Origin of the sequence: Streptomyces phaeofaciens, assembly GCF_014648915.1 — a bacterium.
Taxonomy (GTDB): Bacteria; Actinomycetota; Actinomycetes; order Streptomycetales; family Streptomycetaceae; genus Streptomyces; species Streptomyces phaeofaciens.
On the sequence record NZ_BMSA01000043.1, the window covers coordinates 17,571 to 40,370 of the forward strand.

At 74.0% G+C, this 22,800-nt stretch carries 22 protein-coding genes and 1 tRNA gene; 14 read left to right on the forward strand and 9 right to left on the reverse strand.

Annotation, left to right across the window (positions count from 1 at the left end; all coding sequences use genetic code 11):
* Positions 1-37: 37 nt before the first annotated feature.
* Positions 38-838: an alpha/beta hydrolase gene (locus tag IE275_RS41625; protein WP_189717894.1), complete on the reverse strand. Its 801-nt coding sequence runs from the start codon at positions 836-838 to the stop codon at positions 38-40.
* A gap of 193 nt (positions 839-1,031) precedes the next feature.
* On the opposite strand from IE275_RS41625, the gene IE275_RS41630 reads away from it, so the two are divergent.
* Positions 1,032-2,219 (forward strand): thiolase family protein, encoded by a 1,188-nt coding sequence (locus IE275_RS41630; protein WP_189717895.1) that lies wholly within the window; start codon positions 1,032-1,034, stop codon positions 2,217-2,219.
* Between the two features lie 127 nt (positions 2,220-2,346).
* Positions 2,347-3,120 (forward strand): sulfite exporter TauE/SafE family protein, encoded by a 774-nt coding sequence (locus tag IE275_RS41635; protein WP_189717896.1) that lies wholly within the window; start codon positions 2,347-2,349, stop codon positions 3,118-3,120.
* Between the two features lie 48 nt (positions 3,121-3,168).
* On the opposite strand, the gene IE275_RS41640 is transcribed toward IE275_RS41635, so the two are convergent.
* The 7 genes from IE275_RS41640 to IE275_RS41670 form a co-directional block, all read right to left on the reverse strand.
* Positions 3,169-3,966, reverse strand: coding sequence for an HAD-IIA family hydrolase (locus IE275_RS41640; RefSeq protein ID WP_189717897.1), 798 nt, complete (start codon positions 3,964-3,966; stop codon positions 3,169-3,171).
* Between the two features lie 70 nt (positions 3,967-4,036).
* On the reverse strand, positions 4,037-4,711 hold the full coding sequence (locus IE275_RS41645; RefSeq protein ID WP_189717898.1) for an enoyl-CoA hydratase-related protein: 675 nt from the start codon (positions 4,709-4,711) through the stop codon (positions 4,037-4,039).
* Between the two features lie 56 nt (positions 4,712-4,767).
* Complete coding sequence (locus tag IE275_RS41650; RefSeq protein WP_229871197.1) at positions 4,768-5,358, reverse strand: TetR/AcrR family transcriptional regulator; 591 nt, start codon at positions 5,356-5,358, stop codon at positions 4,768-4,770.
* 118 nt (positions 5,359-5,476) lie between these two features.
* Entirely contained in the window at positions 5,477-6,268 is a 792-nt protein-coding gene (locus IE275_RS41655; protein WP_189717929.1) for a methylenetetrahydrofolate reductase, read from the reverse strand.
* A 164-nt stretch (positions 6,269-6,432) separates the two neighbouring features.
* A complete protein-coding gene (locus IE275_RS41660) occupies positions 6,433-8,517 on the reverse strand; it encodes an MDR family MFS transporter (RefSeq protein WP_189717899.1) in 2,085 nt (694 codons plus the stop codon).
* A gap of 105 nt (positions 8,518-8,622) precedes the next feature.
* On the reverse strand, positions 8,623-9,396 hold the full coding sequence (gene cobF, locus IE275_RS41665) for a precorrin-6A synthase (deacetylating) (RefSeq protein ID WP_189717900.1): 774 nt from the start codon (positions 9,394-9,396) through the stop codon (positions 8,623-8,625).
* Positions 9,397-9,475: 79 nt separating this feature from the next.
* Complete coding sequence (locus tag IE275_RS41670) at positions 9,476-10,009, reverse strand: DUF309 domain-containing protein (RefSeq protein WP_189717901.1); 534 nt, start codon at positions 10,007-10,009, stop codon at positions 9,476-9,478.
* Between the two features lie 101 nt (positions 10,010-10,110).
* Between IE275_RS41670 and IE275_RS41675 the strand changes: the two genes are divergently transcribed.
* Positions 10,111-10,184: transfer RNA gene (locus tag IE275_RS41675), tRNA-Pro, on the forward strand.
* Between the two features lie 66 nt (positions 10,185-10,250).
* Here IE275_RS41675 and IE275_RS41680 read toward each other — a convergent pair.
* Positions 10,251-11,219, reverse strand: a complete 969-nt coding sequence (locus tag IE275_RS41680; protein WP_189717902.1) for a hypothetical protein — start codon at positions 11,217-11,219, stop codon at positions 10,251-10,253.
* Between the two features lie 338 nt (positions 11,220-11,557).
* On the opposite strand from IE275_RS41680, the gene IE275_RS41685 reads away from it, so the two are divergent.
* The 11 genes from IE275_RS41685 to IE275_RS41735 all read left to right on the forward strand — a co-directional run bounded on the left by IE275_RS41685 (position 11,558) and on the right by IE275_RS41735 (position 22,800).
* Positions 11,558-12,154, forward strand: coding sequence for a Pvc16 family protein (locus tag IE275_RS41685; RefSeq protein ID WP_189717903.1), 597 nt, complete (start codon positions 11,558-11,560; stop codon positions 12,152-12,154).
* A complete protein-coding gene (locus IE275_RS41690) occupies positions 12,151-13,029 on the forward strand; it encodes a hypothetical protein (protein WP_189717904.1) in 879 nt (292 codons plus the stop codon). The genes IE275_RS41685 and IE275_RS41690 overlap by 4 nt, the downstream gene beginning before the upstream one ends.
* Positions 13,030-13,053: 24 nt before the next feature.
* A complete protein-coding gene (locus IE275_RS41695; protein WP_189717905.1) occupies positions 13,054-14,928 on the forward strand; it encodes a phage tail sheath family protein in 1,875 nt (624 codons plus the stop codon).
* 76 nt (positions 14,929-15,004) lie between these two features.
* Entirely contained in the window at positions 15,005-15,460 is a 456-nt protein-coding gene (locus IE275_RS41700; RefSeq protein WP_189717906.1) for a phage tail protein, read from the forward strand.
* Positions 15,457-17,457: a phage tail sheath C-terminal domain-containing protein gene (locus IE275_RS41705; RefSeq protein ID WP_189717907.1), complete on the forward strand. Its 2,001-nt coding sequence runs from the start codon at positions 15,457-15,459 to the stop codon at positions 17,455-17,457. Before IE275_RS41700 ends, IE275_RS41705 begins: the two co-directional genes overlap by 4 nt.
* A gap of 3 nt (positions 17,458-17,460) precedes the next feature.
* Positions 17,461-18,018 carry a phage tail protein gene (locus IE275_RS41710; RefSeq protein ID WP_189717908.1) on the forward strand — a complete coding sequence of 186 codons (558 nt, stop codon included), beginning with the start codon at positions 17,461-17,463 and terminating at the stop codon, positions 18,016-18,018.
* Complete coding sequence (locus tag IE275_RS41715) at positions 18,015-19,352, forward strand: CIS tube protein (protein ID WP_189717909.1); 1,338 nt, start codon at positions 18,015-18,017, stop codon at positions 19,350-19,352. Before IE275_RS41710 ends, IE275_RS41715 begins: the two co-directional genes overlap by 4 nt.
* On the forward strand, positions 19,349-19,528 hold the full coding sequence (locus IE275_RS41720; protein ID WP_189717910.1) for a hypothetical protein: 180 nt from the start codon (positions 19,349-19,351) through the stop codon (positions 19,526-19,528). Before IE275_RS41715 ends, IE275_RS41720 begins: the two co-directional genes overlap by 4 nt.
* Complete coding sequence (locus IE275_RS41725; RefSeq protein ID WP_189717911.1) at positions 19,521-20,606, forward strand: phage late control D family protein; 1,086 nt, start codon at positions 19,521-19,523, stop codon at positions 20,604-20,606. The genes IE275_RS41720 and IE275_RS41725 overlap by 8 nt, the downstream gene beginning before the upstream one ends.
* Positions 20,606-21,271 carry a phage baseplate assembly protein V gene (locus IE275_RS41730; RefSeq protein WP_189717912.1) on the forward strand — a complete coding sequence of 222 codons (666 nt, stop codon included), beginning with the start codon at positions 20,606-20,608 and terminating at the stop codon, positions 21,269-21,271. The genes IE275_RS41725 and IE275_RS41730 overlap by 1 nt, the downstream gene beginning before the upstream one ends.
* Positions 21,268-22,800, forward strand: coding sequence for a hypothetical protein (locus IE275_RS41735; protein WP_189717913.1), 1,533 nt, complete (start codon positions 21,268-21,270; stop codon positions 22,798-22,800). Before IE275_RS41730 ends, IE275_RS41735 begins: the two co-directional genes overlap by 4 nt.

A 22,800-nucleotide genomic window follows, 5' to 3' on the forward strand; every position in this document is an offset into this window, starting at 1 on the left:
GGGCGAACCGGTGCAAACAGGACCTCTCCGGGTGGTCTCAGGATGCGAGCGCGCCGTCCAGGAAGTGGATCAGGTCCCCGAAGACCTCCGCCTTGTTCGTCTCGTGGAACACCTCGTGCCGGGCTCCGGCGTAGATCCGCTCGGTCCGCGCGTCCGGGGCCAGCCGTTCGACACCGCCACGGCTGCCCGGCAGCGGGACGAGCCGGTCGTCGTCGCCGTGCAGCCACAGCAGCGGCAGCGGGCCGACACCGCCCGCCCCGGCCACGGTCTCCAGGGTCCGTACGAACGCCTCCAGCGTCGGCCGCTTCATGGGCCCGTGCCAGACCAGCGGGTCCGCCGCGTACGCCGTGCCGGTCGCCGGGTCGCGGGAGAGCGCGCCGGGGCTGATCGGGGCGTCCGGGATCTCGTCGAGGGCGAGCAGCCGCTCCGGCAGCGCCCAGTTGCCGATCACCGGGCCGGAGAGCACGAGCGCGGCGAGCGTGGCGCCGTACCGCTGGGCGTAGCGGGCCGCGACGAGCCCGCCCATGGAGTGGCCGATGACGACGACCGGCAGCTCCGGGTGGGCGGCCCGGGCGAGGCCGGCCACCGTGTGCACGTCGGTGACCACGTCCTCGAAGTCCTCGATCACCACCCGTTCGCCGGCCGACCGGCCGTGCCCCATGTGGTCGGGCGCGAACACGGCCGCGCCGTGCCCGCCGAGCACGCCGGCCGTCTCCTGGTACCGGCCCGCGTGCTCGCCGTACCCGTGCACCAGCAGGGCGACGTACCGCGGGCGCGGGTGCGGCCACTCGTGAGCGGTGAGTGTGCCCCGGGTGCCCGTGAGGACGTGCTCGGTCATGTCGCCTCCGGCTGCGTCGGTGAAGGTCCCGGTGGATCTTCCCAGGGGGCGGGGCGTGGGTCTATAGTCCGGAACCAGCGAAACTAGCAGTGCTAATTAAATGGCTCGCCGGGTCATCGGCCCGTCGAGTCGTCGGTCCGCAGGGTGAGCGGCCCGCCGTGTCCTCGGTCCCGTCGTCGGTCAGGAGTCCTCCGTGCGTCCCGTCCACTTCGCGGCCGCCCGCCGCACGCCCATCGGCAGGCTGCGCGGAGCACTCTCCTGCGTCCGCCCCGACGACCTCGCCGCGGCGGTGATCCGCGCCCTCGTCGCCGACGTGCCCTCGCTCGACCCCGCCCGGATCGACGACGTCTACTGGGGCGCCGCCAACCAGGCCGGCGAGGACAACCGCAACGTCGCCCGGATGGCCGCCCTGCTGGCCGGTCTCCCCGAGACCGTGCCCGGTGCCACCGTGAACCGGCTCTGCGCCTCGGGCCTCGAAGCCGTCACGGCCGCCGCCCGCACCATCGCCGCAGGCGAGGCCGAGATCGTGCTCGCGGGCGGCTCCGAGTCCATGAGCCGGGCCCCCTTCGTGCTGGCCCGCCCCGACGAGGCCCTCCCGCACCGCGTCGAGACCGTCGACACCCGCCTCGGCTGGCGGTTGGTCAACCCGGCGATGAAGGACCTGCACGGCATGCTCTCCATGGGGGAGACCGCCGAGGAGGTCGCCACCCGCCACGGCGTCTCCCGCGCACGCCAGGACGAGTTCGCCCTGCGCAGCCACCGGCTCGCCGCGCTGGCCCGTGACAAGGGCCACTTCGACGACGAACTCCTGCCCGTCCGGCGCCCGGACGGCGTGGTCGTCGACGCCGACGAGGGCATCCGCGAGGACACCTCGTACGAGAAGCTGGCGGGTCTGCGACCCGTGTTCCGGCCCGGCGGCACGGTCACCGCCGGCAACGCCTCGCCCATGAACGACGGCGCGGCCGGACTCCTCCTGGTGAGCGAGGAGGCCCTGAACGAACTGGGCCTGGAGTCCCTGGGCCGCTATGTCGCCGGGGCCTCGGCCGGAGTGCACCCCGACGTGATGGGCCTCGGCCCGGTCCCCGCGACCCGCAAGGCGCTCGCCCGCGCCGGCTGGAGCGTCGGCGACCTCCAGGAGGCCGAGTTCAACGAGGCGTTCGCCGCGCAGGCCCTCGCCTGCGTCGACCGGCTGGGCGTCGACCCGGAGCTGGTCAACCCCAGCGGCGGCGCGATCGCCCTCGGCCACCCGCTGGGCTGCTCCGGCGCCCGCATCCTCACCACCCTGCTGCACCGCATGCGCCGCACGGGCGCCGAGCGCGGGCTCGCCACCCTGTGCGTGGGCGTGGGCCAGGGGAGCGCGATGCTGGTCGAACGGCACTGACCGGCTCCGCGGGCCCACGGGGGTCCGGGGTGCGAGGGGGTGCGAGCGGTGCGAGGGGGGTGCGAGGGCCAAAGGGCGAGACAGTCCTTACATCAGGACATTAGATGTGCGTACCATCGGCCTCCGCATGAACACGATGACGTTGTGGCACATCACCGGCTGGGAGTTCGCCGCCCTGGCCCTCGCGGCTCTTCTCGTCGGCTTCTCCAAGACGGCCGTCAGCGGGGCCAACACGGTCAGCCTCGCGATCTTCGCCGCGGTCCTGCCGGCCCGCGCCTCCACGGGCGTCCTGCTGCCGCTGCTGATCGCCGGGGACGTCCTGGCCGTCCTCACCTACCGGCGGCACGCCCACTGGCCCACCCTGTGGCGGCTGTTCCCCGCCGTCGCGGCCGGCGTGGTCTTCGGCACGCTCTTCTTGATGTGGGCCGACGACGGCGCCGTCCGCACCTCGATCGGCGCGATCCTGCTGCTGATGGCGGGCGTCACGGTGTGGCGCCGCCGCACGGCCGAGACGGCCGCAGGACCCGAGGCGGTGGCCGGCAGGGCGGGCCGCGTCAAAGCCCGCTCCTACGGCGTCCTCGGCGGCTTCACCACGATGGTCGCCAACGCCGGCGGCCCGGTGATGTCGATGTACCTGCTCTCCGCGGGCTTCCGAAAGCTCGGCTTCCTCGGTACCTCCGCCTTCTTCTTCCTCATCGTCAACCTCTCGAAGGTGCCGTTCAGCGTGGGCCTCGGCCTGATCGACGGCCACTCGCTGCTGCTGGACGCCGCGCTCGCCGCCTTCGTCGTCCCGGGCGCGCTGCTCGGCAAGTGGGCCGTGCACCGCATCAACCAGCGGCTCTTCGAACAGCTCGTCATCGCCGCGACCGTGGTCGGCGGACTCCAACTGCTACTGCGCTAGGGCCCGTCTGACGATTCCCGTCTGCCCCACGGGCGACGACGGGAATGGTCAGACAGGCCCTAGCCCGAGCAGTCCGGGCAGGTCCGCGAACGAGTCCACGACGTGGTCCGGGGTGCCGCTCGCCTCCCGGTGCGTGCGCGGAAGGTACTTGCCCGTCCGCACCAGCACCCCGGCGATCCCGGCCCGCTGGGCCGCCAGGACGTCCGACTCGATGTCGTCGCCCACCATCAGCGCCTCGTCCGCCCCCGCCCCGAGCCGCGCGAGCGCCGCCGCGAAGAACGCCGGGGACGGCTTCCCCGTCACCTCCGCCTCCACGCGCGCGGCCGACTCCAGCCCCGTCACGAACGCGCCGGAGTCCAGCCGCAGCCCCGCGTCCGTACGCCAGTAGGGATTGCGGTGCATCGCCACCAGCCGTGCGCCCCGCTGGAGGTGGCCGAAGGCCCGGTCCAGCGCGTCGTACCCGAACTCGGGACCGGCCCCGCCGATCACGACCACGTCGACGTCGGTGTCCACGAGGGTCAGCCCCGCCAGGTCCTCGGCGATGTCACCGCTGTTCAGCAGCGCGCACCGCGCCCCCGGGTACCGTGCGGCGAGGTGCGCGGCGGTGACCGCGGGGGCGGTGAGGATGTCCTCGGCCGTCACCGGGAACCCGGCGTCCGCCAGCGTCGAGGCGATCGAGGCGCGGGTCCGGGACGTCGTGTTGGTCACCAGGGCCACACCGAGGCCCGCCTCCCGGACGGTCCGCAGCGCCTCGACCGTGCCCGGCAGCGGCTTCCAGGAGACGGTGAGGACCCCGTCGATGTCGATCAGGACGGCCCGGACGGCTCCCGCACGCACAGTACCCATACGGGGACCATAGCGCCGGGGCCCACCGCCCGCCGGAAGGATCACCCGCGGGCGACGGTGGCGCCGGGGTTCAGTCGCCCAGCGGGTTCTCCGGGTCCCGCAGCACGCCGAGGACCGGGGCGTACATCCGCGACTTGATGGTCCGCAGGGTGTCGCCCGCCTTGCCGGCCAGCGCTCCGGCCAGCTCCACGGCCGTGGCGCGTACGGCGTCCTCGGTGGCCGCGTGGTCCACGATCCCGGCGGCCAGCGCGTCCTGGCCGCCGTAACGGCGGGCGGTGACCATGGCCTCGTGCGCGGTGCGCGGCGCGAGCCGGGCCTGGATGAGGGCGGACATGCCCGGGGTGAAGGGGATGTTGATGTCCGCCTCGGGCAGGCACCAGAAGCCGCGGTCGGCGCGCATCACCCGGACGTCGTGGGCCAGCGAGAACATCGCGCCCGCCGCGAAGGTGTGCCCCTGGAGCGCGGCCACGGTGACGACCGGCAGACTCAGAAGCCGGGCGAACAGCCCGTGGACCGAGACGACGTAGTCCAGATGCCGGTCGGCGTGCGCGAACAGCCAGTCCAGGTCGAGGCCGTTGGAGTAGAACTTGCCGGTGGCGGCGGTCACCAGGGCGCGCGGCCCCTCCGCCTTCTCCACCTCGTCCAGGGCGGCGTTCACGGCCGCGATCCAGTCCGGGTGGAAACGGTTCTCCCCGTCCCCGAGATCGAGGACGAAGACCTGGTCCTGGCGGTCGAGCGTGGGCATGGCGACTCCTTCACACAGGCGGGTATGTCAGGGACTGCGGGCCGATGGGCGCAGGGCTACGGGTCCACCGGCCGCAGAGCGTGTTCCAGCAGGTCACGGATCTCCACGGCCGCCGCGTCCAGCGGACCGGCGCTCCGCTCGGCCCGGCACATCACCACCGCGCCCTCGACCGCTGCGACGACGAACGAGCCAAGGCGCCGGCCGCGTTCCTCGGACAGCCCGTGCCGCACGAGCAGCGTGGCGAGGTCCTCCTGCCAGCGGGTGAAGGCCGCGGCCGCCGAGCGGGCGGGCTCCGGAGCGTCGTCGTCGGTCTCCACGGCCACCGCCACGATCGGACAGCCGGCCCGGAAGTCGCTGCTCACCAGCCGCTCGCGCCACAGGGCGAAGAACGCGTCGACGGCCCGCAGCGGATCGGGGTCGTCCATGGCCGCCTCGATCAGCCCGGCCACGAAGTCCCCGGCGAACACCACCGCCTCGTCGATCAACTGGGCGCGGCCGCCGGGGAAGTGGTGGTACACCGAGCCGCGCGGCGCGCCGCTGTGGGCGAGCACCCGGTCGATGCTGACCCCGCTCGCGCCGTGTTCGCCGAGCAGGGCGGCGGCACTGGAGACCATCCGGCCACGGCTGTCGCTCCTGCGCGGGCTCACGGGCACACCTCGTCCACGGCCGGTGCGGGCACCTCGGACGGCGCCTGCTACCGGTCAGTAATTATGCTCTCTGTCATAGAACATGCAAGCCTCGCCCTCTCCGGCCGGACGCGCGGCGTCAGGTCTGCGCGGCCACCCAGTCCGCGGTGGCCCCGATCCCGCCGAACGTGTAGAAGTGCAGCCCGAGGTCACCGTGCCGGCCGGCGTCGTACCGCTCGGCCAGGGCCCGCACGAAGCGGTCGGGGCCCGCGGTGCCCATCAGGTTGGTCAGCGAGAACCCGTACTTGCGCGCGATACCCGCACCGGTGCCCACCCCGAACCGCGTGGCGTACGACAGCAGCCGCCGCACCCCGGCCGGTCCGGGCACCCCGACCCGCACCGGGAGGTCCACCCCGCGCTCCCGGAGGTCCTCCACCCACCTCAGGACCGGCTCGACGTCGAAGCCGAACTGGGTGATCACACCGCCCGCCAGGCCCTGCTCCCGCAAGGCCGCGGCCTTCTCCTCGATCGCCGACCAGAGCACCGGCTCACCGATCGCCGGATGGCCCTCGGGGTAGCCGCTGACGCCGACATGCCGCACGCCGTACTCCTGGAGCAGCCCGGACCGCAACAGGGACAGCGCGTCGGCGTACGGGCCCTGCGGTACGGCGGGGTCACCGCCGACGACGAAGACCTCCTCGGCGGCACCGGCCTCCCGGAGCGCGGCGAGGAACTCCGCCGTCTCGGCCCGTGAGCGCAGCCGGCGCGCGGAGAGGTGCGGAACGGGGACGAAACCCAGCCGTGCCGCGGCCCGCGCGGCGGACAGCCGCAGTTCGGGCGGCTCGTTGCCGAGGAAGGTGATGTTGATCCGGGTGCCCGGCGGGATCGCGCCCCGGGCCTCCTCCAGGTGCGCCACGTCCTTGCCGGTCATCTCCAGGGAGAAGTCGTCCAGGAGCCGGGGCGCGGTCGTCGTCGGTGTGTCGCTCACCTCTGAAGGGTGCGCAACCGCGCGGGCGCGGGAGCACAGCTGTATCGATCTAGTGGCCGGGCTAACAGGGGCGCACCACGCCTCTCGCCGGGCCGTTCACCAGCCCCCTAGGGTGCGAGGACCGCAGGTTCCGGTTCCGCCGGGCGGCGGGGCAGACCGGCGTTCAGGTCCTCGATCAGGAGCCGCTTGGAGATGGTGTCCACGGCCGCGCGCAGATCGCCGCCCGCCGGGCGCCCGATGTCCTGGGCCACCCGCTCCTCCAGCCAGCGGCCCCACGCCTCGGTGATGACCCCGGCCTCGCGGGTACCGGCCTCCGTGTGGGAGAGGAGCGAGCCGTCGCGGGCCAGGTACCCCTCGTCGACCATGCGGTCGAACACCGGCAGCAGCACCTCCGGCGGCAGCCGGCGGCGGGCGGAGACCAGCCCCAGACTCGCGTGGCCGACCATCCTGGTGAACACCTCCACCTGCATCACGGCCCAGGCGCCCGCGATGTCGAGGCGGGTGTCGGACTCCTCGACGAGCCGACGGGCGGTGTCCAGGTCCGTACCGCCGATGATCTTCGCGACGGAGGCCTCCAGGACCCGCCGCGAGTCCGCCCCCGACGGCTGACCGAACCCCTCGCCCATGTCCGTGGAGCCGAACCGCGCGCTGTCGCGCAGCGGCACCTGCTTGAGGAACAGGGCGACGACGAAGCCGAGCGCGGCGACCGGCACGGTCCACAGGAACACCGTCTGGATGGTGTCCGCGTACGCCTGGATGATCGGGTCGGCGACCGGGCCGGGCAGATCGTGCAGGCCCTCGGGGCTGGTCGCGGCCTTCGCGACGGCCGCCGGATCGGCACTGCCTCCCGCCGCCGAGACGGCCGAGGCGATGCCGTCCTCGAGGTGGGAGGTGAGGGTGTTGGTGTAGATCGTGCCGAAGACGGCCGTGCCGAACGAGCTGCCCAGGGTGCGGAAGAAAGTGACGCCCGAGGTGGCGGTGCCCAGGTCGGTGTAGTCGACGGTGTTCTGCACGGCGATCGTCAGGACCTGCATGCACAACCCGATGCCGGTGCCGAGCACGAACATGTACAGCGACTCCAGCCAGGCGCCCGTGCCCGGCCCCATCAGGGACATCAGATACAGACCGACCCCCATCACCAGCGAGCCGACGATCGGGAAGACGCGGTAGCGGCCGGTCTGGCTGACCACGTTCCCGCTGAAGATCGACGCGATGAGCAGGCCGGCCACCATCGGCAGCGTGCGCACACCGGAGACCGTGGCCGAGTCGCCGTCGACGTACTGGAGATAGGTCGGCAGATAGGTCATCGCGCCGAGCATCGCGAAGCCGACGATGAAGCTGAGGATCGAGCAGACCGTGAAGACCGGGTTGCCGAACAGCCGCATCGGCAGCATGGGCTCCTTCGCCCGCGCCTCCACCACGCAGAACAGGCCGAGCGCCAGCGCCCCGCCCACGAAGAGGCCGATGATGACGCCCGAACTCCACGCGTACTCGTTGCCGCCCCAGCTCGTCGCCAGGATCAGGGCGCTCGCGCCGACCGCCACCAGCGCGATGCCCAGGTAGTCGATCACCGGGCGGGACGCCGACTTCACCACCGGGATGGTGCGCGCCGCGGCCACGACGACGAGGATCGCGATCGGGACGTTGACGTAGAACGCCCACCGCCAGGTCAGATGGTCGGTGAACAGGCCGCCCAGCAGCGGCCCGATGACCGTCGCCACACCGAACACGGCACCGATCGCGCCCTGGTACTTGCCGCGCTCGCGCAACGGGATGACGTCCGCGATCAGCGCCATCGCCGTCACCATCAGCCCGCCCGCGCCGACGCCCTGCATGGCCCGCCAGGCGATCAGCAATGACATGTTGGTGGCCAGACCGCACAGGAACGACCCCGTGATGAACACGATCGCCGACACCTGGAAGACCACCTTGCGGCCGAACAGGTCGCCGAACTTGCCGACCAGCACGGTCGCGACGGTCTCCGCGAGGAGGTACGACGTGACCACCCACGACATGTGCGCGGCCCCGCCGAGGTCCGAGACGATCGTCGGCAGCGCCGTGCCCACGATCGTCTGGTCCAGGGCCGCCAGCAGCATGCCCAGCACGATCGTCACGAAGACGATGTTGCGGCGGCGCGGGTCCAGGACCGGCGGCTGGGCGGCGGGCGGGGCCATTTCCTCGGCGGCTGTCACGAGGTCACGATCACACCGGCCGACGGGGCACGCATGCCCGGCGGGCCGCTCGGGCTACCGCACGCCGCCTCCCGGACCGGCCCGTCCCGGCCGTCGCCCCGCGGGCTACCGCTCCCCGGGGTTGCGGCGCAGCAGATACGTGTCCATGATCCAGCCCTTGCGCTCGCGCGCCTCTGCGCGCAGCCGCTCGATCCGCGGGCCTGCCTCCGCGATCGGCCCCGCGACCAGGATCTCGTCCGGCGTGCCGATGTAGGCGCCCCAGTAGATGTCGATGTCGTCCTCGGCGTACTGCCGGAAGGTCTGGTGGGCGTCCAGCATCACCACCACGTCGTCGACCCCCTCCGGGAAGCCCTCGGCGAGCCGCCGGCCGGTGGTGATCTGTACCGGCCGTGCCACCCGGTTCAGGCCCGTGCGGTGCCGGGCGACGAGCGCCGAGACACTGCTGACGCCCGGCACGACGTCGTACGTGAAGGCGACCGTGCCCGCGGCCAGCACCTCCTCCAGGATGCCCAGCGTGCTGTCGTACAGCGCGGGGTCGCCCCAGACCAGGAACGCGCCGCTCTCGTCCTCGCCCAGCTCCTCGGCGATCAGCCGCTCGTAGATGCCCGCGCGGGCGCTGCGCCAGTCGCCGACGGCGGGGGAGTAGGCCGCGCCGCCCGCCCGCCGGTCCCGCTCGGGGTCGCGGGCCTCGACCACCCGGTACCCGCCCTCGGGCAGGTGCGTGTCGAGCATGTCCCGGCGCAGTCGCGTCAGGTCGCTCTTCACCTCGCCCTTGTCCAGGACGAAGAACACGTCCGTGCTCCGCAGCGCCCTGACCGCCTGGAGGGTCAGCTGCTCGGGGTCGCCCGCGCCGATACCGATGACATGAATCCTTCGCACGACCACGAGTCTGCCGTACGCCACCGACAGTGACCGCGCCAGGTACCGGGAAGGCGGCGACCGCCGGTGCCGCCGCGGGTCAGGGGGTGCCGCGCAGCCGCGGTGCCCGGGCCCCCGCGTCGACCGGCGCGGCCGTCCGCTCCACCTCCGCCGCCAGGTCGCGCGCCCAGCCGGCCAGCCCCGCGAGATCCAGCCCGTACGGACGCGCGCGGCCCGCTTCGGCAACCGCCCACTCCGCCACCGCCCCGGCGCCGCGCCGCAGCAGCCGGACACCGCCCGTGACATTGCCCCGGGCCGCGTGGGTGAGGCCGACCGCGAGCTGCGCGAGCCCCCGCCACAGCGTGCGCTCGGCCTCGGGCCCCGACTTCCAGGCGTCCTCGAACACCTCGTGGGCGTGGAACGGCTTCCCCGCGTCCAGCAGCTCCTGCGCCTGCGCGACGGTCTCCTCGGGGGTCCGTACGACGCCCTCGGGCTGCCGTTCCACGCCGTCCGCGCCGTACGGCAAGGGCCGTCCCAGCCCGTCCCGGGGCCGCGCGCTGCGCGCCCGCCCCTCGCCGTCCCGGTCCCGTGTCCCGACCGTCCGGCCGCCGTCCCTGTCCGCTGCACCACCCATACGACGATTGTCCCGCCCCGAGGCCCTCTTCGGGGCAGCGCCCGGTGTGGGGTAAAGTGCTGTCCGCGCGATCACGTGGCGAACACCGCGGGGAAGCGCACCGGGACGTGGCGCAGCTTGGTAGCGCACTTGACTGGGGGTCAAGGGGTCGCAGGTTCAAATCCTGTCGTCCCGACTCGAAAGAGTCGTGGTTCAGAGGTCGTGTCGGAGTGATCCGGCACGACCTTTTTTCAGGCCTCCTTCAGTCCCCCGAGTCGACCGTGAGCGCCTTCGAGCCGGGCCAGCCGCCCGTCCCCTCCTCCCATTCCTCGTCCTCGTCGTCCTCCTCGGCCGACCCGCCGTCACCGGTCCCCTTCGGCGGGCACTCCCGGCACAGCCGCTCGTACACCTCCATGACCTCGGCCGCCGAGTCGGTCTGCTTCTCCTCGCAGGCCTTCTTCCTCAGCGCGTCCATGCACTCCAGCTTCGCCTTCGCGCCTTCGAGGACCGCGATGGCGGAGCTGCCCTTCAGGACGCACAGCAGCACCTTGCACAGACAGTCCAGGTACGCCGACACCGGGCCGAACCCGCGGTACAGCTCCTCCAGCCGCCTGCGCAGCACCAGCAACTGCGCCCAGAGCCGGATCACGTTCTTGCCCGCGTCCGGTCCCGCGACGTCCGCCAGCAGCTGCGTCGCGTCGGCGTTGATCCGCGCGGCGCGCTGCGGCAGCGCGTCCTTCTCGCCGGCCAGGCGCGTGAAGCAGGCGGCCTCCCGCTCGACCTGGGCCTCGTATTGGGCGATCCGGGCAGCCAAGGAGGCCACCGTGTCCTCGTCGCCGACCGAGGGGTCGAACTCGCAGTCGCACTCGTCCGCACAACAGCCCCACCCGCCCGCGCAGTCCCGGATCTCCGCGAAGACCTGCCTGACGGCTCGTTTGAGGCAGTGCTTGTCCTCCGCGCCGATCCGGCAACGGAGCTGTTCGTAGACCTGCTTGAGCGTTCTGGCCGCGGCTTCTGCGTCGGCGCCCGCGGTCTCCCTGGCCTTGGTGTAGTCCGCCCGGGCGCTGTTGAACCTGTCCTTGAACTCCGTCAGCCGGGCCAGCTGCTGCTCGGTCTTCTCGGCCTGGCGCTTGATCCCCGTGGCGCTGCACGCGAGGTCGTCGATCGCGCCGAGATCGCATGCGCCGCCCGTGCCGGCGTGGTCCGACTGGGTCTGGGGGGTTCTGCTCATGATGGGCTCTCCTGGTCGAGGGGGCGGGCGCACCGAGTGTGGGCCCACGGGTGTCACCGGCCCGTCGCCCGCTCATCGCCGCCCTGTCCGTCGACCGGGCGGACTTCCCCTCGCCGGCTCGCGTCCGTCGTCCGCCGTCCGGGCCGGCTCGCGTCCGCCGTCCCTCGCCCGGGTCGGCTGGCGTCCGCCGTCCCTCGCCCGCCGACTCCCATCCCCCCCACCCCCGATCCCCCCACCCCCGATCCCCCCACCCTCGATCCCCCACCCCCGACTCCCGTCCGCCGCCCGGCCTCATCGCGCAACGCTGCCGTGACGGGGTGCGCCGCAGCATCGGGCCCATGGCCGGATACCAGGCACTCGCCTCCGTCGGGCGCGGCGTCGTCGCGCTGCTCAACGAGCGCTTCGCGCAGGAGATCCCGGCCGGCGGCCCGCGCCCCCACGCGGTCCTGGCCGGGCCCGCCGACTTCGACCGGGTCGGCACCCCCGGTTCCCTGATCACCTTTCCCGCCGTCTCCGTGCACTGCTACCGGCTGAGCGTCGACCGGGAGACCCGGCCGGCCTGGGCGGCGGTCTCGGCGCAGGACGGGGTGCCCAAGATCCCGCTGCGGATGCACCTGCTGATCTCCGCCTGGGACCAGTTCGTCGAGGCCGAGCTCGAATGGCTGGGCCTGACCGTCAAGATCCTGGAGACCGAGGCGACGCTCACCTGTCCGCGGTTGCAGGAGAACGAGGGCTGGCTGCCCGGCGACTCGGTGCAGATCGTCCCGGACGACCTGGCCATGGACTCGATGAGCGAGGCCTTCCAGGCCATGACCACCGACTACCGCCTCTGTCTGCCCTACCTCGCCCGGGTCGTCCGCATCGACGGCCGCAGGTCGCCCGGCGCCGACGAGGTGGCCACCGTGGCCACCGGCCTGTCGGGGACGGGCCGATGACGGACGGCCAGGACCACCGGATCACCGTCGCGGCCGGACCCGTCGACGTACTGCACCGGCTCGCCCTCGCGGTCCGGCCCCTCGACGGCCGCACCGGCAGGGCCGCCGGGCCCGGGCTGCGCGTCGGCCGGGAGGCGGCCGCCGTACCCGGCCGCCGGATGCCGCCCGGCGGCGTGGTCCTGCCGCTGGAGAGCCATGGCGCCACCGGGCACGTGCTGCGGTACGGCAGCTCCGGCAGCCTGCCCGCCACCGTCGCGGTCCGGGTCGACGACCCCGCCCGCCGCTGGATCCCGCGCCGGTTCTCCGTACCGCTGTGGACCCTGGCCGAGCTCGCCGGTGCCGATGCCGACCCGCCCACCGCCCGTCCGGTCCGGGCCGAAGCCCGGCTGCTGCGCCCCTGGCTGCTGCCCGGCCCCGCCTACTCCGTCCCGCAGGGCACGACGGGTGTCCGGCTGCGCGTCACCCGGGCCGGCCGGCCGCTGCGCTGGCCCCGCGTCGAGGCGTTCGGGGGGCCGGCCGGTGCCCTCGTCGGCTGGGCCCACGGCGACGAGCACGGCCAGGTGCTGCTCCTGGTCCACGGCATGGCCGGGGTGCTCCCGTCCTCGGTGCCGTCCACCTACACCGTGGCGCTGCGCTCCCTCGCCCGGGACCCCGCCACCGCGCCCCCGCCGGACCCCCGCGACCCACTGGCCGACCTGGTCGCGGAGGCCGTGACGCGCAGTCAGTCCCCGCCCGGCGGCGCCGATCTGGACAACCCGCTGCTGCGCGGCAGCGCCCGGCCGCCCGGATACCGCGCCGGCACCGTCGACACCCTGGCAACACTCACCGTCGGCCAGGTGGTGCACGCCGCCGACCTGCCCCACACCACCGCCTGAGCCCGCGACCGAGGAGATCCGTCCATGCCCGAGTACCTGACACCCGGCGTCTACGTCGAGGAGACCAGCTTCCGCTCGCGGTCCGTCGAAGGCGTCCCCACCAGCACCTTCGGCATGACCGGGCGCACCGCGTACGGGCCCGTGCCCTACACCCTGCCCGACGGCACCAGGGTGCTGCCCGCCCCGACCCTGGTCACCAGTTTCACCGAGTACGAACGGGCCTTCGGCGGCCTGCAGATCCGCGGTGACGAGTGCCAACTCGCCTACGGGGCAAGGGCGTTCTTCTCCAACGGCGGGCGCAGGCTGTACGTCTCCCGGGTCTTCCCCTTCGTCGAGACCGCCGGGCCCGCCCCGGTGATCGACGCGGGCGCGAACTTCGCCTCCCTCGACCTGCCCGCCCCGGGCGCGCCCCTGCTGAGGTGGCGGGCCCGCTGGCCCGGCTCCGCGGGCGCCGCGATCAGCGTGGCCGTCACCATGCGGCGCGGCAAGAACGCCGTCACCACCGGTGCGGGAGGCACGCCCCAGCTCACCGGGGTGCAGCCCGGTGCCGCCGTCGAGGTCGTCCCGGCGGCCGGCGGCGGCCGGCCGACCACCATCCCCGACGGCCGGCTCCCCACGCCGGCGAACGTCAGGATCGTCGCCCGGCAGGCCGACGGCACCCTCGGCTACCGCGACGGCCAGAACGTCCGGCCGGTCGCGGCCGGTACGGCCGCCTTCCATCTCACCCTCGCCGTCACCGTGCGCTCGGGCGACCGGGTCGACACCTACAACGAGCTGGAACTCGACGACGAGCATCCGCGCGCCCTGGCCCACGTGCTCCAGGCCGCCGACCCCGCCGACGAGTTCTCCATGGTCTGGTACCAGGAGGTCGATCCGCCGGCCCCGCAGCCCGCCCCGGCCCCCGGCGCCCGGCTCGCCGCCCTGCTCGGCACCGGCCGCGGTGAGTTCCTCTTCCTCGGCGGCGGCGGCGACGGCACGCCGCTCACCGCGGCGGACCTCAAGGGCCGCACCGCCGACCCCGACAACCTCGCCCGTCCCGCCCTCGGGCTGGGCGCGCTCGCCGAGGTCGAGGACATCTCGATCGTCGCCGTGCCCGACACCGTGACCCTCGGCCTCGCCGACCAGAAGACGGCCGTGGACGACCTCATCGGCCACTGTCAGGACCTGCGGTACCGGATGGCGATCGTCGATCCGCCCAGGGACAGCTCGCTCTCCGAAGTGCGCCAGTTCCGGGCCCAGTTCGACACCAAGTACGCCGCTCTCTACTACCCCTGGGTGCGCATCACCGACCCCACCCGCCGCCCCGACCCGGGCGTGCCCGTCCGCCTGCTGGACCTTCCGCCGTCCGGGTACGTGGCCGGCATCTACGCCCGCAGCACCATCGAGCGCGGTGTGCACAAGGCCCCGGCCAACGAAGTCGTCCTCGGCATCAACGACTTCACCACCAACGTCACCTACGGCCGGCAGGCGGTGCTCAACCCCGAGGGCGTCAACGCCCTGCGCTTCTTCGAGGGCCGGGCCCGCCGGGTGTGGGGCGCCCGCACGATGAGCTCCGACCCCGAGTGGAAGTACGTCAACGTCCGGCGGCTGTTCAACTACCTCGAGGCCTCCATCGACAGGTCGACCCAGTGGGCCGTGTTCGAGCCGAACAACGAACGGCTGTGGGCGTCGATCCGGCAGACCGTGGAGGACTTCCTGATCGCCACCTGGCGCACCGGCGCGCTCCTGGGCACCAAGCCCGAGGAGGCGTTCTTCGTCCGCTGCGACCGCACCACGATGACCCAGAACGACCTCGACAACGGCCGGCTGATCTGCCTCATCGGGGTGGCACCCACCTACCCCGCCGAGTTCGTGATCTTCCGCATCGGCCAGTTCACGGCCGACGCGCGGCGCAACTGACGCCCCGAACGCGCCCCCGCAGCACCGCTGCCCCCGAAGCACCGCACACCCCAGTACCCGGCGGGAGACAGACATCATGGCAACGCGCGACAATCCCTACGGCGCCTTCAACTTCCTCGTCAAACTCGGTGACCAGGGCGGCGAGGACCAGATCGCGGGCGGCTTCTCCGACTTCACCGGAGCGGGCAACGAGGTCAAGTTCTCCGAGTACCGCAACGGCAACGACCTCGAGAACCACGTACGGAAGATCGCCAACACCAACACGACCGACGACGTCACCCTCAAGCGCGGCATCATCGGCGACCTGCGTCTCTTCGACTGGATCAAGGCCACCCGGGAAGGTGCCCACGAACCCCGCACGGTCACCGTCACCCTCCACGACGAGGGCCGCCAGCCGGTCTGCGCCTGGGTGCTGCGCCGCGCCCAGCCCAAGAAGTGGGTCGGCCCCACCCTCACGGGCAAGGGCGGCGGCGAGGTCGCGATGGAGGAACTGCACCTCGTCGCCGAGCGCATCGACTTCGTGTCGCTGTGACCACGCCCGGACTGCGCCTGGGCGCGCCGGGGGTGCTTCACGACGGCGGACGTCCGCCGCTCGCCCTCCGGCCCGTCCGGCTCGACATCGCGGGATTCGTGGGCGTCGCCCCTCGCGGGCCCGTGGACACCCCGGTCGCCGTGGAGCGGTGGTCCGACCACCAACGCCGGTTCGGCGGGTACGAGGGCCCCGGCCTCCTCCCGTACGCGGTCCGCGCGTTCTTCGCGCAGGGCGGCGCCAGGGCCTACGTGCTGCGCGTGGCCCCGCTGCCCCGGTGGCCGCACCCCGAGGCCGTGGCCGCGCACGCCCTGCACGAGATCACCCTGGCCCGCCCCGACCCCTACCGGCCGGGGGCGGGGCTGCCGTGCGTGCTCGGGCTGCGTGCCGCCGACGAGGGCGGCTGGGGCGGGCTGCTGGGGGTGCGCTGGGAGTTCACCGCGGACAGCCGGTTCACGGCCGAGTCCGGCCGGGCGGCGGCCGAGCTCGCGCTGCCGGAGTCACAGGCCCCGCCGCCCGGGACCCTGCTGCGGGTCCACGGGCCAGGGCTGCCCGCCCCGGGCGGCTTCTTCCGGGTGACCGGGCTCGCGGAACGGCAGGAGACGCCGAGCCTGCGCCGCCGGGTCGCCGAACTGGACCGGCCGCTCGGTGCGTCCGGCCCGCCGGGCGCCGCGCTGGCGGTCGACGTCGTCACGGCCACCGTGACCGTCACCGACGCGGACCCCCGCCTGCCCCGCGAGGAACGCTTCACCGGCCTCGGCCTCGACCGGGCGCACCCCCGCTGGGCCGGGGCCGTGCTGGCCGCCGAGTCACTGCTGGTCACGCCCGACGGGGAGTGGCCCGAGGCCCTGCTGCCGTCCGGCCCCCTCCTCGCGGCCGCCGTCTCCGAGCCCGCACGCCCCGGCCGCGACCGGTACGCCGGCATCGGCGCCGACAGCTTCTTCGACGGGCGGATCCCCGCCGGGCTGCTGCCCGTCGGCGGCGGCGAGGGCACCGGCGACCTCGACCCGGCCGACCTGGCCGGCATGGACCGGATGGCGCTGGTCCCCGAGGTCGCGCTGCTCTGCGTACCCGATCTGCTCTGGCACCACGTCGACGGGAGCACGCCTCGGCCCGCCGAGCCGCCTCCGCACCACGGCCCGGTGTTCGCCCCCTGCCCGCCGCCCGCCCCGGCCCCGGCCGCCGTCCCGCCCCGTGAGCGGGCCGGGCTCCTGGACAGCGGGACCCAGCTGCCCGAGATCACCGCCCGCCAGCTGCGGCTCGTGGAACTCGCGGAGCGGCAGCGCCGGTTCACCGCCCTGCTCGACGTACCACCGTGGCTCACCGTGCGGGCGATCGCCCGCTGGCGGGCCGCCTTCGACAGTTCGTACGCCGCCGCCCACCACCCGTGGCTCGGCGTGCCCGACCCCGAGGACCCCGGACGCCGGACCCGGCTCGTCCCGCCCTCCGGTTTCGCCGCCGGGATCATCGCGGACCGCGAGCGCCGCCTCGGCCTCGCCCACGGGCCCGCCAACGCCCTGGCCGCCGAGGCCGTGACCGCGGCCGGCCGGTGGTCGGCGGCCGACCACGACGAGCTGCACCTGATGGGTGTCGACGCCTTCCGGGCGGAGCGCGACGGCTTCCGGCTGATCTCGGCCCGCACCCTCTCCCACGACCCCGACTACGGCCAGCTCAGTGTGCGGCGGCTGATGACCATGCTGCGGATCGTCCTGGACCGGCAGGCCCAGCCGCTGGCGTTCGAACCGCACTCCCCGCAGCTGCGCGCCGAACTGCGCCGCGCCGTCACCGAGTTGCTGCGCGGCCTCCACCGGTCCGGGGCCTTCGCGGGGGACAGCGAGGACGAGGCCTTCTTCGTCCACTGCGACGAGCGCCTCAACCCCGCCTGGTCCCGCGACCTCGGGCGGCTCGTCGCGGAGGTCGGGGTCGCTCCCGCCCACCCCCTGGAACACCTGGTCCTGCGGATCTCCCAGGACGCCGACGGCACCGTGACGGTGGGCTGAGCCATGACCGAACTCGTCCAGACCTTCCGCTTCCGGGTCCGGCTGACCCGCAGCACCGCGCCCGGCCCCACCGACCGGCCGCCGCCCCGTCTCAAGGGCGACAAGAACACCGCGCCCGGCACGTCCCCTCCCGCGGGCGGACCGGACCGGCTCGGTGACGGCGGCTTCCAGGACTGCTCCGGGCTGGGCCTGGAGGCCGACCTGCGTGAGTACTCCGAAGGCGGCGGCAACGACCGGGTCGTGCGGCGCACGGGGCGGGTGAAGCTCCAGCCGCTGGTCCTCAAGCGCGGCATGTTCTGTCCCACCGAGGGCGGCCCGGCCGACACCGGCCTGTGGGACTGGCTGCACGGCATGGTCGCCGGCGGACCGCCCGCGGCCCGCTACGACGGGGACGTGGAGGTGCTCGACCCCACCGGGGAGCGGGTCGTCGCGCACTGGACGTTCTCCAGGGGCCTGCCCCTGAAGGTCAACGGGCCCACGCTCAACGCCAGGACGGGGGAGATCGCCGTGGAGGAACTGCACATCGCCCACGAGGGCCTGCGCCTGGAGCGCGCCCGGTGACCGCCCTCGCCCAGGCCACCCTCCAGCGCCTCACACGCGGCTCGGGCGGCGGCAAGGACCAGCCGCCCCCGCTGGTGGGCGACGGCGACCCCGTGCCCGTCCAGTTCAACCCGAGCACGCTGCGGATCAGCCGCAACAACAACGTGGACAAGGGGGGTACGACCACCAACAGCCAGAAGCGCCAGCACCCGGCACAGGAAGGCTCCACCCTCACCTTCGACCTGGAGTTCGACACCGCCGAGCAGCGCTCGGGCGGCCAGTACGTCGACGTGCGCCGGTGGACCGCCCTGGTACGGCAGTTCGTCGAGCCGCCTCCTGACCGGACCGGCGCCCCGCCGCCCGCCGTCCGCCTCGTCTGGGGCACGCTGCGCTTCGACGGCATCGTCACCCAGGTCAGCGAGGAACTCGACCTGTTCGCCCCGGACGGCACCCCCCTGCGGGCCAAGGCCGGGGTCACCATCGTCGAGCAGAACCCCCGGTACGAGGCGCACGTCGAGGGCCCCGGCGCGCTCGACACCCGCGCCGCGACCGAGCCCGGCGCACCCCGGCCCGGCGCGGCTCCCGGCACCGCCGGTACGAGCCGGGCCCGGCAGGTGGTGGCGGCCCAGGACGGGGAGTCCGCCCAGCAGATGCTCTCCCGCCTCGGGCTCGACCCGGCGGCCTGGCGGGCCGCGATGAACGGCTTGGAGAGCCCGCTGACCCTGGCCGCCGGGGCCTCCGTACAGCTCGGCGCCGAAGTGTCGGCGGGCCTGGGCGCCACGGCCGGGCTCCGGCTGTCCGCGGGCTTCGCCGGCGGGGTGTCCGCCGGCTCCGTCGACGGTCTCACGGCCGCCCTGGGAGTCGGCCCGGCGGGACCGGACGGCCCGCTGGACGCGGAGACCGCCGGGTTCGTGCTCTCCGCGGGCGGGGGGATCGGGGCGGCGGCGGACGCGGTGCTCGGCGCGCGGACGGACGAGGCGGCGGCGCGGGCGCGGGAGTCCTTCGAGGTGCCTCGGGAGGTGAGGGGCGCGGGCTCCGGCGGTTCCGGTGGCCCGTACCCGGGCGGCGGTCCGCCGGCGGGTGGCCTCGACCGGCGGGCCGCCGGCTACGGCCGGGGCATCCCGCTGCGGGCCCGTGCCGACGCCGGCACCCTCGCGGAGACCGCCGCAGGCGGCGGCCGCAGCCTGGCCGACCGGGCCCGCCGCGAGGAGATCCCCGCCCCCGACCAGGGCGCGGCCCCGTGGGAGCGGCTGCCGCCCGACCCGCCCGGCCGGTCCGCGGCCGACTGCGCGCAACGCCGCCGTGACGCGGGTGCGACGACCTTGAGGTGGACACCCCGAGGAGGCCCCGGATGAGCGTGTACATCGGAGAGCTGCACACCGAGATCGTCCCCGCCGGGGGCGGCGGCCCGCCGGCCGCGCCAAAGGGCGGTACGGCCGCCGCCCTCGCGGCCGCCGAGCATCACCGCGAGGCGGCCGAACGCGCCGCCTGGCTCGCCGCCCGGGTCGCCGCCGAGGACTTCGATGACTGAGGCGGTCGTCACGACCGTCTCCCCGGTCTTCGAGGTCGGCGGCGTCGTCGGCAAGGACCTCGCGCGGGACTGCGTACGGCTGGAGGTGGCCGAGGCGCTGGAGGGGCTGCGCACCCTGCGCGCCCATTTCCTCGCCGTCGGAGCCGGCGCCGAGGGGGCCCACGACCGGCTGCTGCACCTCGACGGCTCCACGGTCGACCTCGGCAGCGCCCTCAAGGTCGCCCTCGGCCCGCCGGCACGGCAGCGGTTCGTCTTCGACGGGGTGGTCTCCGCGATCGAGCTGGTTCTCGGGGACGGCGAGCCCCCGCTCGTCGTCGTGCACGCCGAGGACGTGCTGATGCGGCTGCGGATGACCCGTCGGATGCGCACCTACGAGAACGTCACCGACGCGGACATCGCCGAGTCCGTGGCCCGCGAGCACGGGCTCGCCGCCGACACCGCGGCCCCCGGCCCCCGCTACGACCTGGTCCAGCAGCTCAACCAGAGCGACCTCGCCTTCCTGCGCAGCCGCGCCCGGCTGCTCCAGGCCGAACTCTGGGCCACCGGCCGCACCCTGCACTTCCGCACCCGCGGCAGCCGGCAGGGCACCGAACAGACCCTCGTCCACGGCAGTGAGCTGCTGTCCGTACGCCTGGCCGCCGACCTGGCCCACCAGCGCAGCGAGATCGCCGTCACCGGCTACGACGCCGAGCGCCGCGAGGGCATCGACGAGCGGGCCGGGCCCGAGGTCGTCGAGGCCGAGACCGCGGGCGGCCGCACCGGGCCCCGGCTGCTGGGCCGGGCCCTGGGCCCCGCCACCGGCTTTCGGGTCAGGGAGACCGCCCTGGCCGGCGCGGAGGCCGAGGCCTGGGCGCGTGCCGAGATGCTGCGCCGCGGCCGCCGCTTCGTCACGGCCGCCGGAACCACCAACGGCAGCCCCGACCTCGTCGTCGGCGGCCCGCTCACCCTGCGCGGGGTCGGCGGACCCTTCGAGGGCGGCGGCTACCACGTCACCCGCATCCGGCACACCTTCGACCTGGAGCACGGCTTCCGCACCCGCTTCGACGCCGAACGTTCCTCTCTCAACGAGGTGGTGTGATGAGCCTGCCCACCCCCGCCGACGGTTCCGGCCCCCGGTACTTCGGCGTCTACCCCGCCCTCGTCACGGACATCGTCGACGACCGGCAGCTGGGCCGCGTGGAAGTGCGCTTCCCCTGGCTCGGCGAGGAGGGCGACCGTGACGTACGGGCCTGGGCCACCCTCTGCTCGCCCTACGCCGACGGGGACCAGGGGCTGCTCGCCTTCCCCGAGGTGGACAGCCAGGTGCTGGTGGCCTTCGAGGCGGGCGACCTGCGCCGCCCCTACGTCATCGGGTCCGCCTGGAACGGCCGGGCCGCCACCCCGCACCGGCCGGAGCGCGCCAACAACCTGCGCCAGCTGCGCTCCAGGGCCGGCAGCCGGCTCCAGTTCGACGACACCGCGGGAGCGGAGGCGGTACGGATCACCACGGACTCCGGCCACGAGGTGATCCTCGACAACGCCACCCAGCACGTGACCGTGAAGCACGCGACGGGCTGTGTGATCCGTCTGACCCCCACCTCCGTGGAGATCCAGGCCAACGTCTCGGTGGACGTCAAGGCCCCCATGGTCACCGTCAACGCCCCGCTGTCCACCTTCAACGGGCTGGTGAAGTGCGGGACTCTGGTCACCGACCAGATGGTCGTCTCACCGGCCTACACCCCCGGCGCCGGGAACATCTGGTGAGCCCGGCCGAGCCGCACGGCTTCGTCTTCCGGGCGCCCTGGTACGTCTGCGCGCGCGGCGGCTACGACCGCTTCGACGCGCGCGCCGCTTCCCCGGCCCTGCAGAAGTACGACGTACCCGAGTTCGTGGCGCGCCTGGTCGCGGACCCGCGGGACTCGCTGTGCTTCGAGCCCGCCGACGACGTCTGGTCGTACCACGTTCCCGTCGCCCTGGCCGACCGGGGGCCCGGCCGGGCCCGGTTCGCCACCCACCAGGTGGTCCGTACCCGGCTGCGCAAGCTCTACCAGCCGAGCCACCAGCGGTACTACGCCGTCGTCGTGGAGCTGTTCTGCGAACGGCCGGGGCTGCCCCGGCCGCAGTCCGCGCAGGGTCTGGAGGTGGGGCTGGTGATGCGCCGGCGGCAGGTGGACATGAGCGCCAAGCCGGCGGTGCTGCGCGCGCTCACCCGGAAACTGACCGCCCAACTCCTCGCCGCCCAGGGCGGGTCCGGACCGGTGGGCGACGTCTTCCGGTCCGAGAGCGAGGACGTGCTGTGGGCCGACCTCGCCCACCGGGAGCACTTCGAGCAGGCCAACGCCCCGCTCCTCGACCAGGTCGTGGTGAAGGAGGAGGTCCAGGGATGGGTGCCGCGGGGGACCGGCGGGAGCTGGCGCCCCACGGGCCCGACCGACGGCGAACTCCTCGACGGCGAGGAGGAGTTGCCCATGTGGCAGCTGCCGTCCCGGTCCGGGGACTGCGACGGCGACCCGCCGCCGCAGCGCTCGCTCTGGTTCGGCCTGGTGCCCGTCACCTCCGGCGACCACGACGACGCCGGCGCCCGCAAGCTCGACGACCACTCGGTCTACGAACTGCGCACGTTCGTACGGCGGGTCCCGCGTCCGGGGCATGAGCACTGCCCCGCGGCGACCTGGCTCAGCGAGCCCACCGAACCCTTCCGGCTCGCTTCCTTCTACGACCCCGAGGGCACCAAGAACCGGCGGATCTCCATCACCCTGCCCGACCTGCGGGCGCTCGCCGCCCGCGCGGCCGGGCCGTCCGGTCCCGGCGGGGTGGCGGTCACCACCCCGCCGGGCTCGCAACTGTCGTTCGCGCAGAACGGCGAGATCCCCAAGAGCGGCTCGGTCGGCGGCACCACGCCGCGCGTCTGCACCTTCGCCCTCGAACTCTTCATGATCGTGGCCTTCTTCCTGTTCAGCCTGTTCCTGCCGATCGTGGTCTTCGCCTTCCAGCTGTGGTGGCTGCTGGCGCTGCGGTTCTGCCTGCCGCCGTCGGTGCAGGCGGTGCTGGCGCTCAAGGCCTTCTTCACGGGGAGCACGACGACGGCACAGATGACGCAGGTGGAGCGGCTCTCCTTCGACGCACTGATCGGGCCGGGCACGGGCGACCGGCTCCAGGCCGCGAGCGACCGGTTCGCCGCATCGGACCTGGACGACTTCGTCGAGGTGGTGGCGGGTCCCGAGACCACTCCGGCACCGGTACCCCCGCGGCCGGAGCCACCCGTGAAGGACCCGCTGTGCGGGGGCGGATGA

Bases quoted from the DNA above. Each gene is read 5' to 3' on its own strand.
- IE275_RS41625 (WP_189717894.1), bottom strand. From the start codon at position 838: ATGACCGAGCACGTCCTCACGGGCACCCGGGGCACACTCACCGCTCAC.
- IE275_RS41635 (WP_189717896.1), top strand. From the start codon at position 2,347: ATGAACACGATGACGTTGTGGCACATCACCGGCTGGGAGTTCGCCGCC.
- IE275_RS41640 (WP_189717897.1), bottom strand. From the start codon at position 3,966: ATGGGTACTGTGCGTGCGGGAGCCGTCCGGGCCGTCCTGATCGACATC.
- IE275_RS41645 (WP_189717898.1), bottom strand. From the start codon at position 4,711: ATGCCCACGCTCGACCGCCAGGACCAGGTCTTCGTCCTCGATCTCGGG.
- IE275_RS41655 (WP_189717929.1), bottom strand. From the start codon at position 6,268: ATGACCGGCAAGGACGTGGCGCACCTGGAGGAGGCCCGGGGCGCGATC.
- IE275_RS41670 (WP_189717901.1), bottom strand. From the start codon at position 10,009: ATGGGTGGTGCAGCGGACAGGGACGGCGGCCGGACGGTCGGGACACGG.
- IE275_RS41680 (WP_189717902.1), bottom strand. From the start codon at position 11,219: ATGAGCAGAACCCCCCAGACCCAGTCGGACCACGCCGGCACGGGCGGC.
- IE275_RS41685 (WP_189717903.1), top strand. From the start codon at position 11,558: ATGGCCGGATACCAGGCACTCGCCTCCGTCGGGCGCGGCGTCGTCGCG.
- IE275_RS41690 (WP_189717904.1), top strand. From the start codon at position 12,151: ATGACGGACGGCCAGGACCACCGGATCACCGTCGCGGCCGGACCCGTC.
- IE275_RS41695 (WP_189717905.1), top strand. From the start codon at position 13,054: ATGCCCGAGTACCTGACACCCGGCGTCTACGTCGAGGAGACCAGCTTC.
- IE275_RS41700 (WP_189717906.1), top strand. From the start codon at position 15,005: ATGGCAACGCGCGACAATCCCTACGGCGCCTTCAACTTCCTCGTCAAA.
- IE275_RS41710 (WP_189717908.1), top strand. From the start codon at position 17,461: ATGACCGAACTCGTCCAGACCTTCCGCTTCCGGGTCCGGCTGACCCGC.
- IE275_RS41720 (WP_189717910.1), top strand. From the start codon at position 19,349: ATGAGCGTGTACATCGGAGAGCTGCACACCGAGATCGTCCCCGCCGGG.
- IE275_RS41725 (WP_189717911.1), top strand. From the start codon at position 19,521: ATGACTGAGGCGGTCGTCACGACCGTCTCCCCGGTCTTCGAGGTCGGC.
- IE275_RS41730 (WP_189717912.1), top strand. From the start codon at position 20,606: ATGAGCCTGCCCACCCCCGCCGACGGTTCCGGCCCCCGGTACTTCGGC.